At 69.3% G+C, this 13,322-nt stretch carries 11 protein-coding genes; 9 read left to right on the top strand and 2 right to left on the bottom strand.

Annotated elements, in window-relative coordinates:
- Positions 1–76: 76 nt before the first annotated feature.
- Positions 77–616: a DUF2062 domain-containing protein gene (locus LWH48_RS00685; RefSeq protein ID WP_232910885.1), complete on the bottom strand. Its 540-nt coding sequence runs from the start codon at positions 614–616 to the stop codon at positions 77–79.
- Between the two features lie 113 nt (positions 617–729).
- Between LWH48_RS00685 and LWH48_RS00680 the strand changes: the two genes are divergently transcribed.
- The 9 genes from LWH48_RS00680 (at position 730) to murB (ending at position 9,619) form a co-directional block, all read left to right on the top strand.
- On the top strand, positions 730–3,012 hold the full coding sequence (locus LWH48_RS00680; protein ID WP_232910884.1) for a DNA internalization-related competence protein ComEC/Rec2: 2,283 nt from the start codon (positions 730–732) through the stop codon (positions 3,010–3,012).
- Between the two features lie 40 nt (positions 3,013–3,052).
- Positions 3,053–3,751 (top strand): MotA/TolQ/ExbB proton channel family protein, encoded by a 699-nt coding sequence (locus LWH48_RS00675; RefSeq protein ID WP_232910883.1) that lies wholly within the window; start codon positions 3,053–3,055, stop codon positions 3,749–3,751.
- On the top strand, positions 3,748–4,185 hold the full coding sequence (locus tag LWH48_RS00670) for an ExbD/TolR family protein (protein ID WP_161432310.1): 438 nt from the start codon (positions 3,748–3,750) through the stop codon (positions 4,183–4,185). The genes LWH48_RS00675 and LWH48_RS00670 overlap by 4 nt, the downstream gene beginning before the upstream one ends.
- A complete protein-coding gene (gene msbA, locus LWH48_RS00665) occupies positions 4,182–5,954 on the top strand; it encodes a lipid A export permease/ATP-binding protein MsbA (protein WP_232910882.1) in 1,773 nt (590 codons plus the stop codon). Before LWH48_RS00670 ends, msbA begins: the two co-directional genes overlap by 4 nt.
- A gap of 76 nt (positions 5,955–6,030) precedes the next feature.
- On the top strand, positions 6,031–7,098 hold the full coding sequence (gene lpxK, locus LWH48_RS00660; protein ID WP_232910881.1) for a tetraacyldisaccharide 4'-kinase: 1,068 nt from the start codon (positions 6,031–6,033) through the stop codon (positions 7,096–7,098).
- 10 nt (positions 7,099–7,108) lie between these two features.
- Entirely contained in the window at positions 7,109–7,318 is a 210-nt protein-coding gene (locus tag LWH48_RS00655; RefSeq protein WP_213313321.1) for a Trm112 family protein, read from the top strand.
- Positions 7,318–8,124, top strand: a complete 807-nt coding sequence (gene kdsB, locus LWH48_RS00650) for a 3-deoxy-manno-octulosonate cytidylyltransferase (RefSeq protein WP_232910880.1) — start codon at positions 7,318–7,320, stop codon at positions 8,122–8,124. The genes LWH48_RS00655 and kdsB overlap by 1 nt, the downstream gene beginning before the upstream one ends.
- Positions 8,124–8,600, top strand: a complete 477-nt coding sequence (locus LWH48_RS00645) for a low molecular weight protein-tyrosine-phosphatase (RefSeq protein WP_232910879.1) — start codon at positions 8,124–8,126, stop codon at positions 8,598–8,600. The genes kdsB and LWH48_RS00645 overlap by 1 nt, the downstream gene beginning before the upstream one ends.
- Complete coding sequence (gene murB / locus LWH48_RS00640; RefSeq protein ID WP_232910878.1) at positions 8,600–9,619, top strand: UDP-N-acetylmuramate dehydrogenase; 1,020 nt, start codon at positions 8,600–8,602, stop codon at positions 9,617–9,619. The genes LWH48_RS00645 and murB overlap by 1 nt, the downstream gene beginning before the upstream one ends.
- 108 nt (positions 9,620–9,727) lie before the next feature.
- On the opposite strand, the gene rne is transcribed toward murB, so the two are convergent.
- Positions 9,728–12,970 carry a ribonuclease E gene (gene rne / locus LWH48_RS00635; protein ID WP_232910877.1) on the bottom strand — a complete coding sequence of 1,081 codons (3,243 nt, stop codon included), beginning with the start codon at positions 12,968–12,970 and terminating at the stop codon, positions 9,728–9,730.
- Between the last annotated feature and the right edge of the window lie 352 nt (positions 12,971–13,322).

The raw sequence follows: 13,322 nt of genomic DNA, 5'->3' as shown, positions 1-13,322 counted from the left end.
CTGCGGCCGCCTCTCGAGGCGGCCGCCTGCATTGTGGGGGCCTGAGCTGGGGCAGGATGGTGTCGTGCCTGGGGGACTACAGGGCGTCGTCGCAGTCGACTCGGCGCCGCCGTCGATGGCGGGCCTTCCAGCTGCGCGAGATCTGCCAGCGCCACAGCAGCCGTACCGCCAGGTTGGCGACGAGCGCCAGCGCCACCGCCGTGACCACCGAGCCCAGCGCCAGGGAGGGCAGGATGTCGCCCAGCCGTTCGGCGATCCAGTAGGGGGAGAGGCGCTCGGGGGCGTCGCGTGCCGGTACATCCATCAGCCAGGCCCCGAGGCGGTAATTGGCGTAGAAGATCAGCGGCATGGTCAAGGGGTTGGTGACCCAGACCAGGCCCACCGAGAGCGGGAGATTGCAACGTGCCAGCCAGGCGCCGCAGGCCGCCACCGCCATCTGCAGAGGGATCGGCAGCATGGCGCTGAACAGGCCCACCGAGAAGGCGTTGGCCACGCTGCGTCGAGTCAGCACCCATAGTGCGGGATTGCCGATCAGGCCGTTCATGAAGCGCAGCGAGCGCTGTCGCCTCAGGGTATCGGGGTGGGGCATGTAGCGCTGTAGCAGGCGGCGCGGCATGGGCACTGGCTCGCGGCATCGTGACCTGGCCTATTATCCATACAAGGCCGCGTGACCGCACCCGCGGCCTTTCACGCTGCGGGGAGATCGGCCCCGGTTGTCGGAGCCAGGCAATGCCGAGAGGATGGGCACTTCCCCTGGCCCTCGCCGTGCTGTCGGGCATCGGGCTGGGGGCCAGTCCGCCGCCGGGCCTCGCCGAGGGGCTGGGCCTGGTGTTACTGGCTAGCCTGGCGCTACGCTGCCGGGCGGCGGTGGCGGGTGTGCTGCTGGTCTCCTGGATGGCGGGCGCCGTGCTCACGGTGCAGGGCGGGCAGTTGCCGCCCGGATTGGGGGGCGTCGACCTGGTGCTGGAGGGGCGGCTCGAATCGGTGGTGTCGCAGGGGCGGCTGACACGACTCGGCGTGGCCGTGGAGCGGTGTCGGCCCATCGCCTCGCCGCGGCTGCCCTGTGATGAGCTGACACGAGTCCGCCTCAATGCCTATGCGCCGCCGCCCATGCAGAAGGGGGAGCGCTGGGCACTCGCCGTCAGGCTGCGACCCCCCGGCGGGCTCGCCAACCCCGGTACCTTCGACTATCGCGCCTGGCTGTGGCGCGAGGGCATCCAGGCGACCGGCTATGTCCGCGACGCACCGGCTCCGCAACGTTTGGCCACGGCGCCGCCCGACCCTCGGGGCCTGGCACTGGCACTGCTCGACAGGCAACAGCTGCCTCCACTCCCGTCACGCTGGCTGGCGGCCCTGACCCTGGGGGCCGGCGAGCGCCTCTCGGATGAGGACTGGGCGCTGCTCAACGCCACCGGCACCACCCACCTGATGGTGATCTCCGGCCTCCATGTGAGCCTGGTGGCGGCCTTCGTGCTGCTGCTGGGTCGTGTTGCCGCACGCCTGGTGACCCCGGGCCGCTGGCGGCTGGTGGTATGGCCCTGGTGGCTGGCGGCGTGCGGGGCGAGTGGCTATGCGCTGCTGGCCGGACTCGAGCCACCGGCCCTGCGCGCCTTGACCATGGCCCTGGTGGGCCTCTGGGTAGCCAGCGGGCGCCATGCGCCGGGGCCCTGGCAGGGCTGGTGGCTGGCGCTCGCCCTGGTGCTGTTGATCGACCCGCTCAGCGCCTGGCGGCCGGGACTGTGGCTCTCCTTCGGGGCGGTGGCCATGCTGATCCTCATCTGGCAGGGTCGTCCGCGACCGCGCGGGGTGCGTGGCTGGCTGTGGGGGCTGGTGCGTACCCAGCTGCTGCTGGCCCCGGCGATGGCCGCCGCCGTGCTGCTGGCCTTCGATCGGCTGGCTCCGGGGGCACCGCTGGTCAACCTGGTCGCCGTGCCGCTGGTGGGCAGCCTGCTGGTGCCGCTGGGGCTGCTGGGGTGGTTGCTGACACCCCTGCCGGGGCTGACACAGGCCTGCTGGTGGCTGTTCGCACGGCTGGCGAAAGGACTGGCATGGCTGCTGGATGCGGCGGCAGCGTGGCTGCCGCTGTGGCACCCCGAACCCGCCCAGACGCTGCCGGTGGCGCTCGCGCTGCTGGTCCTGGCGATGCTGTGGGGATTGCCCGGCCTGGATCGACGCTTGCGGGTGACGGCCTCGCTGCTGCTGGTGCTGGTCCCGCTGCTGTGGCAGCCCGAGCGCCTGCCGCCCGGTGAGCTGGTGGTCAGGGTTCATGATGTGGGGCAGGGCCAGCTGGTGGAGCTCGCTACCGCCGACTACCGGTTGCTCTACGATACCGGGCCGCGCTTCGCCTCGGGTTTCACGCCGTTGGAAACGCTGTGGCCGCCGGGGCAAGCCTTCGACACGGTGATCGTCAGCCACGCCGATGGTGATCATGCCGGTGGGGTGGCGGGCCTTGAGACGCAACATCGCGTCGAGGACTACCTGGGGCCCCAGGCAGCGCTGCCGGGGACGGGGGGCGAGCCCTGCAGGGCCGGTCGCGAGTGGCGTCGTGACGGCGTCGCTTTCCGCCTGCTGTGGCCACCCCACGACGTAAGGGGACTCTCGGACAACGACCGCTCCTGCGTGCTGGAGGTCACCGCCGGCGATCATCGCCTGCTGCTGACCGGCGACTTGGGCAAGGCACAGGAGCGGCGGCTGCTGGGCGAGGCCGCTGCTCCCGTGAGCCTGCTGCTCGCCGGTCACCACGGCAGTGCCACCAGTTCGGGTCCGGCGCTGGTGGCGGCGCTCGCCCCTCGCCACCTGGTCTATAGCGTGGGGCGCCATAACCCCTTCGGCCACCCGGCGCCCGAGGTGGTCAGGCGCTTCCGGCGCGCCGGGGTCTGCCAGTGGAGCACCGGCCTGGACGGCGCGCTGACCTTCCGGCTCGGCGGTGACGAGCTGTCGATTCCCGAGACGGCCCGGCCCGGCGTTCGGCCTGGTGTCGATTGCGGGCACCTTGCGTTAGAATCGCCGTAAACGCGGCTGGACTCCCGCGGCCACCGGAGAGGATGTGCGCATGGACATGATGGAGGCCCTGATCGCCGGGGGATGGCTGATGCTGCCGCTGCTCGGCTGCTCGCTGCTGGCCACGGTGATCATCATCGAGCGCCTGTGGACCCTGCGTGCCGGGCGCATCGCCCCGCGCGGGCTGGGCCAGGAGGTGTGCACCCTGATCACCCGCGGCCAGGTCAATCTCTACTGGCTGGAGAGTCACTCGCCGCTGGGCGGGGTGCTGGCCGCCGGGCTGCGCAATGCCCGGCTAGGCCACGAGCAGGTGAGGGCGCGCCTGACCGAGGCCGCCACCGCGGTGATCCACGACATGGAACGCTTCCTCAGCCCGCTGGGCACCATCGCCGCCATCGCCCCATTGATCGGCCTGCTGGGCACCGTGGTGGGCATGATCGAGGTATTCGCGGTGATCGTGTCGGCGGAAGGGGCGAGCCGTGCGGGTGAGCTGGCCGGCGGCATCTCCCAGGCCCTGGTGACCACCGCGGCCGGCCTCACCGTGGCCATTCCCGCGCTGATGTTCCACCGCTACTTCCAGCGGCGTGTCGAGGATATCACCGTACGCATGGAGGAGCAGGCCGGCCAGGTGGTGGAGTTCCTGGCCCACTATGGCGAAGATCTCACGCTGGCCGAGCGCCAGGAGCCGGCCCGGGACGCCGAGCGTGTCGAGGCCGATGGCCGGCTCGCTCCCGAGGTGAAGCGCCCGTGAGGTTCCCCCGGCGGCGCCGTGACCCGGTGGAGGTGAATCTCACCCCGCTGATCGATGTGGTGTTCCTGCTGCTGATCTTCTTCATGGTCTCCACCACCTTCGAGACCCGGCAGGCGCTCGAACTCACCCTGCCGGAGTCGGTCAGTGGCGTCGCCGCCGAGCCGTCGCCGGTGACTCTGGTGGTCACCGCCGAGGGCGTCTATCGGCTGGCAGGGCGTGAACTGGCCCCCGAGTCGCTGGGTGCGGCTCTGGCCGCCGAAGCGGAGCAGGCCCGCGAGCATGGCCTGGTGGTGGAGGCCGATGCCCAAGCCCGCCATGCGGATGTGGTGCGTGCCCTCGACCAGGCCGGACAGCAGGGTATCCAGCGCGTGCGGATAGCGACTACCGAGAGTTCGTCGAGCGATTCCTTTCCCAGACCAGCGGAGACGCCGTGACCCCCATCGGGACTTCCCAACACGCTTCCCGGCAGTCGGGCGTGACGCTCTATCGCCGCCTGCTGGGCTATGTGCGCCCCTACTGGCGCTCCTTCGCCCTGGCCATCTTCGGCTATGCCATCTATGCCGCCTCCAGCACCGCCCTGGCGGAGATGATGAAGCGCCTGATCGACGGCATCCAGGAGCCCGACGCCGCCTTTCGGCTCTTCCTGCCGCTGTTCGTGGTGGGCATGTTCGCCGCCCGGGGGCTGGGTACCTTTCTCGGCACCTACTACATGAGCAACGTGGCGCGTAACGTGGTCCACGCGCTGCGCTGCGATGTCTTCAACCATATGCTGCATCTGCCGGGGCGCTTCTTCGACAACCACTCCAGCGGCCACCTGATCTCGCGGGTCACCTACCACGTGGAGCAGGTCACCGGGGCGGCCACCAAGGCACTGACCATCCTGTTGCGCGAGGGGCTCTTCGTGATCGGCCTGGTCAGCTACCTGCTGTGGACCAACTGGATGCTGACGCTGCTGTTCCTGGCGGTCACCCCGCTGATCGGCGGGGTGGTGAGCTATACCAGCAAGCGCTTCCGGCGTATCTCGGGGCGTATCCAGGCCTCCATGGGAGAGGTCACCCACGTCGCCTCCGAGGCACTCTCCGGCTACCGGGTGGTACGCACCCACGGCGCCGAGGAGTTCGAGAAGGCCCGCTTCGCCGCGGCCAGCGACTACAACCGCCAGCAAAGCCTGAAGGAGGCGCTGACCAAGGCGGTCAGTACCCCGGTGATCCAGCTGCTGGTGGCCCTGGCCCTGGCGGTACTGGTGTGGCTGGCCATGTCGCCGGCGCTGATGGCCGACATGACCGCCGGCGAGTTCGTGGCCTTCATCACCGCCGCCTCGTTGATGGCCAAGCCGGTGCGTCAGCTGACCGAGATCAACAGCGAGATCCAGAAGGGCCTGGCCGCCTCGTCGGAGCTGTTCGGGCTGCTCGAGCAGCCTCCCGAGCGCGACGAGGGTACCTACGAGCCCTCGCGACTTGCCGGTCGCGTGACCCTGGAGGGGGTCGCCTTCCGCTATGCCGATGGCCAGCCGGAGGTGCTCAAGGGCATCGACCTTGAGGTGGCCGAGGGTGAGATGGTGGCGATCGTCGGGCGCTCGGGCAGTGGCAAGTCGACGCTGGTCGGCCTGCTGCCGCGCTTCTATCGTCCCAGTGCCGGACGCGTGCTGATCGACGATGTGCCGCTGGATGACTATCGGCTGGCGCCGCTGCGCCGCCAGATCGCTCTGGTCTCCCAGCAGGTGACCCTGTTCAATTCGAGCATTGCCGACAATATCGCCTACGGCGTGGACGACGCCGACCCGGCAGCCATCGAGGCGGCAGCCCGCTCCGCCCATGCCCATGAGTTCATCGAGCGCCTGCCCCAGGGCTATGCGACGCTGGTCGGTGACAACGGCGTGATGCTCTCCGGCGGGCAGCGTCAGCGCCTGGCCATCGCCCGGGCGATCTTCAAGGATGCGCCGCTGCTGATCCTCGACGAGGCCACCTCGGCGCTGGATACCGAGTCCGAACGCCATATCCAGGCGGCACTGGAAGAGGTCTGCAAGGGGCGCACCACCCTGGTGATCGCCCACCGCCTCTCCACCATCGAGCGCGCCGATCGCATCCTGGTCATGGAGCAGGGCGAGATCATCGAGCAGGGCAGCCATGCCGAGCTGCTGGCCCGTGATGGTGCCTATGCAGCGCTGCATCGCCTGCAGTTCCAGGAGGCCGACCCGGCATGAAGCACAGGCAGGATGGCGGAACGGCGACCCTGGCCGCGGCGCAGCATCGCCTGCGCTGCCGGAAGTCCAGGCCGGCATGAGCGGGCTGGGCGAGCGCTGGCTGACCGCCGCCTACCGGGGGGATGCCTGGCTGGGGCTGCTGAGCCCACTGGAGGCGCTCTACCGCTGGGCGGTGCGGCGTCGCGCCGCTGCCTATGCCAGCGGGCGCCGCCAGGCATGGCGGGCGCCGGTGCCGGTGATCGTGGTCGGTAACCTGACCCTGGGCGGCACCGGCAAGTCGCCGCTGGTGGCCTGGCTGGTGGAGCACCTGGCCGAGCGCGGCTGGCGGCCGGGTATCCTGTCGCGGGGCTATGGCGGCAAGTGCGCCGACTATCCGCTGCTGGTGGAGCCCTCGACACCGGCCGCGGCCTGCGGGGACGAGCCGCGCATGCTGGCCGACCAGAGCGGGGTGCCGGTGGTGGTGGATCCCGACCGTCCGCGCGGCGCTCGCCGGCTGCTGGAGGCCGGCTGCGATATCCTGGTCAGCGACGATGGCCTGCAGCACCTGGCACTGGCCCGCGACCTGGAGCTGGTAGTGGTGGATGGTGCGCGGGGCTTCGGCAATGGTCGCTGCCTGCCGGCGGGACCACTGCGCGAACCCCTGTCGCGCCTGGAGAGCGTGGATGCCACCCTGGTCAACGGCGAAGCGCAGCGCACTCTGCCCATGGCTGCCCGGCGCATGACGCTGGTGCCATCTGCCTGGCGTCGCCTCGGCGATGGCCGGCGCTACCCCATCGCGGCGCCACCCTTCGCGGGGCCGGTGCATGCCGTGGCCGGCATCGGCCGACCGGAACGCTTCTTCGAGACCCTGGAGGGGCTCGCCATCGAAGTGATGCCCCATCCCTTCGGTGACCATCATGCCTTCCGTGCCGATGAGCTGCGCTTCGCCGATCATCGGCCGCTGGTGATGACCGCCAAGGATGCCGTCAAGTGCCGTGACCTGGCCCCCGGGGAGAGCTGGGTGCTGGAAGTGGAGGCCGCTCCCGAGCCTGCCTTTGTCGCCTGGCTCGACGAGCGCCTGACGGCGCTGAGGGCTCGTCGGGTGCCCGGGAACGATGACACGAATTCGCGAGCCGGCGAGATGCCGGCTCATCCCCCGAAGTGAGGTGAATACGATGGACAAGGAACTGCTGGCCATGCTGGTCTGCCCGCTGTGCAAGGGCAAGCTCAAGTACCACCGCGAGGCCGATGAACTGCACTGCCTCTTCGATGGCCTGGCCTATCCGGTCCGCGATGGCATTCCGGTGATGCTGGCCGAGGAGGCGCGACAGCTCTCCGTCGACGAGAAGCTGCATGACTCGCCCGGACGCACGGGAGAGGCCTGATGGCGGAGGGGACGGGGAAAAATCGAAGGGAGTTCATCGCGGTGATCCCGGCACGCTTCGCCTCGTCACGGCTGCCCGGCAAGCCGCTGGCCGAGATCGCCGGTGAGCCGATGCTGGCCCACGTCTGGCGACGTGCCAGGGAGAGCGGGGCGAGTCGGGTGGTGGTGGCCACCGACGATCCGCGTATCGAGCAGGCCATGGCGCCGCTGGGAGCGGAGGTGGTGATGACCCGCGCGGACCACCCCTCCGGCACCGACCGACTGGCCGAGGTCGCCGAGCGCCTGGGGCTCGATGACGATGCCGTACTGGTCAACGTCCAGGGCGACGAGCCGCTGATACCCCCGGCGCTGATCGATCAGGTCGCCGAGCGACTGTTCGATGATCCCGGGGCTTCCATCGCCACCCTGGCCGAGCCGATCGGCGAGGTGGAGTCACTGTTCAACCCCAACGTGGTCAAGGTGGTGCGCGCCCTGGATGGCCGCGCCCTCTACTTCTCGCGGGCACCCATCCCATGGGATCGCGATGCCTTCGCCACGCGGCCCGAGTTGCTCGAGACCGATGCCTGGCTGCGCCATATCGGCCTCTATGCCTACCGCGCCGGCTTTCTCGCCGAGTACCGCGATTGGTTGCCGTCGCCCCTGGAGTGCCTGGAGCATCTCGAACAGCTGCGTGCGCTGCACCATGGCCACGCCATCCAGGTGGCGCTGGCCCGGGAGCCCCATCCCGCGGGGGTGGACACCGCCGAGGACCTGGCCCGTGTGCGGGCCCTGCTGACAACCGACGACGCTGAATCGGGAGGCCATTGATGCGTGTGCTGTTCGTCTGTCTGGGCAATATCTGTCGCTCGCCCACCGCAGAGGGGGTCTTCCGCCGCAAGCTCGAGGAGCGTGGCCTGGCCCACCGGGTCGCGGTCGACTCCTGTGGCATCGGCCCCTGGCATGTCGGCAAGGCGCCGGACCAGCGCGCCCGGGAGGCGGCCTCCCGGCGCGGTATCGACCTCTCGGCGCTGCGCGCCCGGCAGCTGGACGCCGCCGACTTCCATGCCTTCGATTATCTGCTGGCCATGGACCACGATAACCTGCAGGCGATGCACGAACAGGCGCCCGACGGCCTCGACGTCCATATGGGACTCTTCCTCGAGTTCGCCGACCTGCCGGACACCGCCGTCCCCGACCCCTATTATGGCGGCGAGGATGGCTTCGAGGAGGTCCTCGACCTGGTCGAGCGAGCCGCCGACGGGCTGCTGGAGGAGATCGCCGTTCGCCTGGAGACGCCGCGCTGATGGCGTCGATCCAGCGCGACCACGACCTGAGCCAGGCCAATACCCTGGGCCTGCCCTGTGTGGCCGAACGCTTTATCGCACCGGGTAGCCTCGCGCAGCTCGGAGAGGCGCTGGACGAGGCGCGCGCGCATGACTGGCCGCTGACCCTGCTGGGCGGCGGCAGCAACCTGATCCTGCCAGCGCGCCTTCCGGGCCTGGTGATTCAGCCGGCTATGGCCGACTGGTGGCAGGAAGAGGGCGAGCAGGGCGCGGTGCTGGTCCATGCCGAGGCCGGGGTGAACTGGCACGAGCTGGTCATGGCACTGGCCACCGCTGGCCTTTGGGGTACCGAGAACCTGGCGTTGATTCCCGGCCATTGCGGCGCCGCACCGATCCAGAATATCGGCGCCTACGGCGTGGAACTGAGCGATGTCATCGAGGCGGTGCACCTGATCCATCTCGACGATGGGCGTGAGGCGGTGCTCTCGCCGAGTGAGTGCGCCTTCGGTTATCGCGACAGTGTCTTCAAGGGGGCACTGGCGGGACGCGTGGTGATCACCCGGCTGGTGTTGCGTGTCTCTCGCCTGGCGCAGCCGCGCCTCGGCTATGGTGATCTCGCGAGCCGCACGGGGGCATCGCCCACCGCCCTCGAGGTGGCCGAGGCGGTGTGTGCCATCCGCCGCGAGAAGCTGCCCGACCCCGCACTGCTGGGCAATGCCGGCAGCTTCTTCAAGAACCCGCTGGTAGCGGTCGAACTGGCCGAGCGCATGCTGGCCGAGTTTCCCGAGATGCCGCACTTCCCCCAGCCGGATGGCCGCGTCAAGCTGGCCGCCGGCTGGCTGATCGACCGCTGTGGCCTGAAGGGCTGGCGAGAGGGGCATTTCGGCGTGCACGAGCGCCAGGCGCTGGTGCTGGTCCACTTCGGTGGCGGCAGTGCCGAGGAACTGTTGGGGTTTGCCGGGCGTGTCGCCGATAGCGTGCGCGAGCGCTTCGGTGTGTTACTGGAGCGCGAGCCACGGCTGGCCAGCGAGGGCCCCTGAGAGCTCCCTGGCCGAGAGCAATAAACGACAGCGCCCGCAGCCATGGCTGCGGGCGCTGTCGTTGGTGGGGGGGGGGGAAGCGGAGCCTTGGCTCCGCCTTTGACCCGCCTAGTGCTGCTGGTTTTCCTGGGCCTTGGCCTCCTGCTCACGACGGCGGATCTCCCGCGGGTCGTTGTGGGCACGGCGGCGACGGCGGCTGGCACGGCTCTCGGCCTTGGGCTCTTCGGCCTTGGGCGCCTCGGGCTTGGACTCTGCCTTCGGAGCTTCGGCCTTGGGTGCCTCGGGCTTGGGCTCTGCCTTCGGTGCTTCGGCCTTGGGTGCCTCGGGCTTGGACTCTGCCTTGGGTGCTTCGGCCTTGGGTGCTTCGGCCTTGGGTGCCTCGGGCTTGGACTCTGCCTTCGGAGCTTCGGCCTTGGTTGCCTCGGGCTTGGGCTCTTCCTTCGGGGCTTCGGCCTTGGGTGCCTCGGGCTTGGGCTCTGCCTTCGGGGCTTCGGCCTTGGTTGCCTCGGGCTTGGGCTCTGCCTTCGGGGCTTCGGCCTTGGGTGCCTCGGGCTTGGGCTCTACCTTGGGGGCTTCGGCCTTGGGTGCCTCGGGCTTGGCTTCTGTCTTCGGGGCTTCGGCCTTGGGTGCCTCGGGCTTGGTTTCTGCCTTGGGAGCTTCGGCCTTGGGTGCCTCGGACTTGGGCTCTGCCTTCGGTGCTTCGGCCTTGGGCGCCTCGGGCTTGGGCTCTGCCTTCTGAGCTTCTGCCTTGGGCGCTTCGGGCTTGGACTCTGCCTTCGGTGCTTCGGCCTTGGGCGCTTCGGCCTTGGGCGCTTCGGCCTTGGGTGCCTCGGGCTTGGTTTCTGCCTTGGGAGCTTCGGCCTTGGGTGCCTCGGACTTGGGCTCTGCCTTCGGTGCTTCGGCCTTGGGTGCCTCGGGCTTGGTCTCTGCCTTCGGGGCTTCTGCCTTCGGCGCCTCGGGCTTGGCCTCGGCCTTCACGGGCTCGGCCTGGCCGGCGTCGCCCTGGTCAGCGGCCTTGGCGGCTTCCGCCTGCAGTCGCTGCTGTTCTTCGAGCGCCTTGGGGCTGATGGCGTGCTGGCGGCTGCGGTTGCGCGGGTTGTTGCGCGTCCGCTTGGGCTTGCCATCATCCACCGGTGCATCGCTGCTGGTGTCGGCCGGCTTTCTGCTTTCCTCCTGCTTCTGGGGTTCGGCCGGCTTCTGGGCGGCACGCGGGTCGCGCTTGTCGCCAGCGGCCTGGCGGCGGTTGTCGTCGCGTCCCTTGGCGTTGTCCTGCTGGCGGGGCTGGCGGTTATCTTCCTGGCGATTGCCGTCCTGACGGCCACGGTTGCGGCCGCCGCGGCTGCCGCGATTATCACGGCCATCGCTGCCGTCGGCCTTGCCGTCGTTACGCTCGTTGTCCTGGCGCGGCGCGCCACGCCGCTCCTCGCTGCGCGGGCGGCGCTGACGGGTGTTGCGTCCTCCGCGCTCCTCCTCACGGGGGGCGGACTTGCGCTCACTCTTGTCGCTGCCTGAGGGAGCCGCAGCGGGAGTCGACTTCCTGGCGGTGTCGCCCGATGGCGCCTCATCGCCACCTAACAGCTTGGAAAGCCCCTTGACCAGACGCCCGAGGACGCCACCCTGGGACTCCACGGCCACCGGCGGGGCACTGCGCCGGGGCGCGGCGGCCTTGGTGGGGGCGGCCGGTGCTTCCTTCTGCGCCGGAACTTCCTTCTGCGCCGGAGCTTCCTGCTGCAGGGAGGCAGGTGCCGGTTCGTGGTGAATCACGGTCTTCACCGCGGCTTCGGCGCGCTGCACGGGCTTTCCGAAGGAGGCCTCGGGCTCCTTGCCTACCTCGGTGTCCAGGGGGAGCTCGAAGCTGGATTTCTGGCTGCCGTCCTCCTCGACGTGGTCGTCACGCAGGCGCTGAACGTCGTAGTGGGGGGTGTCCATATCGGGGTTGGGCAGCAGCACGACCCGGACGTCCTGGCGACGCTCGATGTCGGCCAGCACCTTGCGCTTCTCGTTGAGCAGGTAGGTCGCCACCGGCACCGGCAGGATGGCGCGGATCTGGGCGCTGCGCTCCTTCATCGCCTCTTCTTCGATGAGGCGCATGATGGAGAGCGAGATGGAGCGCACGTCGCGGATGGTGCCCTGGCCGTTGCAGCGCGGGCAGACCACGCCACTGGTCTCGCCCAGCGAGGGGCGCAGGCGCTGGCGTGACATCTCCATCAGGCCGAAGCGCGAGATGCGGCCGATCTGCACCCGAGCCCGGTCGAGCTTGAGGGCGTCGCGCATGCGGTTCTCGACCTCGCGCTGGTTGCGCGCGGGGCTCATGTCGATGAAGTCGATTACCACCAGGCCGCCGATATCACGCAGGCGCAGCTGGCGAGCGGTCTCGTCGGCCGCTTCCAGGTTGGTCTGCAGGGCCGTCTCCTCGATGTCGCTGCCACGGGTGGCACGCGCCGAGTTGATATCGATGGAGACCAGCGCCTCGGTATGGTCGATGACGATGGAGCCCCCGGAAGGCAGCTTCACCTCGCGCTCGTAGGCGGTCTCGATCTGCGACTCGATCTGGAAGCGCGAGAAGAGCGGCACCTCGTCGACGTAGAGCTTGATCTTCTGCTGGTAGGAGGGCATCACCTGGCGGATAAAGGCCAGCGCCTCCTCGTGTACCGCGGGGCTGTCGATCAGCACCTCGCCGATATCCTGGCGCAGGTAGTCACGCATGGCGCGGATGATGACGTTGGATTCGCGGTAGATCAGGAAGGGGGCAGGGCGCTTGCCGGCCTCGGCGGTGATCGACTCCCAGACCTGAACCAGGTAGTCGAGGTCCCACTGCAACTCCTCGGGGCTGCGGCCGATGCCCGCGGTGCGCACGATCAGGCCCATGCGGTCCGGCACGCTGAGCTGGTTCATGGCCTCCTTGAGCTGGCTGCGCTCCTCGCCCTCGATGCGCCGCGAGATGCCGCCGGCCTTGGGGTTGTTGGGCATCAGCACCAGGAAGCGGCCGGCCAGGGAGATGAAGGTGGTCAGGGCGGCGCCCTTGTTGCCACGCTCTTCCTTGTCGACCTGAACGATCACCTCCTGGCCCTCCTTCAGCACCTCCTTGATGCTGGGGCGACCATCGGGATCCTTGACGAAGTACTCGCGGGAGATCTCCTTGAGGGGCAGGAAACCGTGACGGTCGGCGCCGAAGTCGACGAAGGCGGCTTCGAGGGAAGGCTCTATGCGGGTGATCTTGCCCCGATAGATATTGGCTTTCTTCTGTTCCCGGGCACCGGATTCGATGTCCAGATCGTAGAGGCGTTGTCCATCGACCAGCGCGACGCGCAGCTCTTCGGGCTGGGTCGCATTGATGAGCATCCGTTTCATGTTGACTCGCACTATATGGCGCCGGCGAGCGCGACGTGGCGAACCGCTGTGTGCTGCGTGCCTGTGCTCAGCGCATGTCACGGATGCGCAGCTGCGTCCGACCGCGTCGCTCCCGGTGGGGCAGCGCCGCGGCATGAGCCTGTTGAGTACGGGGCGGGGGCAGGACATGTCTCGGCGGGCGTCACCCATCCGGCCCTGCGGTCACCGCCAACACCTGGCATTCATCGATTCGCCTACGCCGGCCTCCGGCACGCTGTTGAACGTGTCCCGTGGCCTGCCGTCGCTCCGTGACTGGGGTAGCGGCGGGGGGATCCGGGCGTGGCGCGTTTATCGCTGTATCGCTTGTCTCTTG

The sequence above is a fragment of the Halomonas sp. G15 genome (assembly GCF_021282295.1).
GTDB classification, from domain to species: domain Bacteria; phylum Pseudomonadota; class Gammaproteobacteria; order Pseudomonadales; family Halomonadaceae; genus Halomonas; species Halomonas alimentaria.
This window is presented reverse-complemented; position numbering and strand designations above follow the sequence as displayed.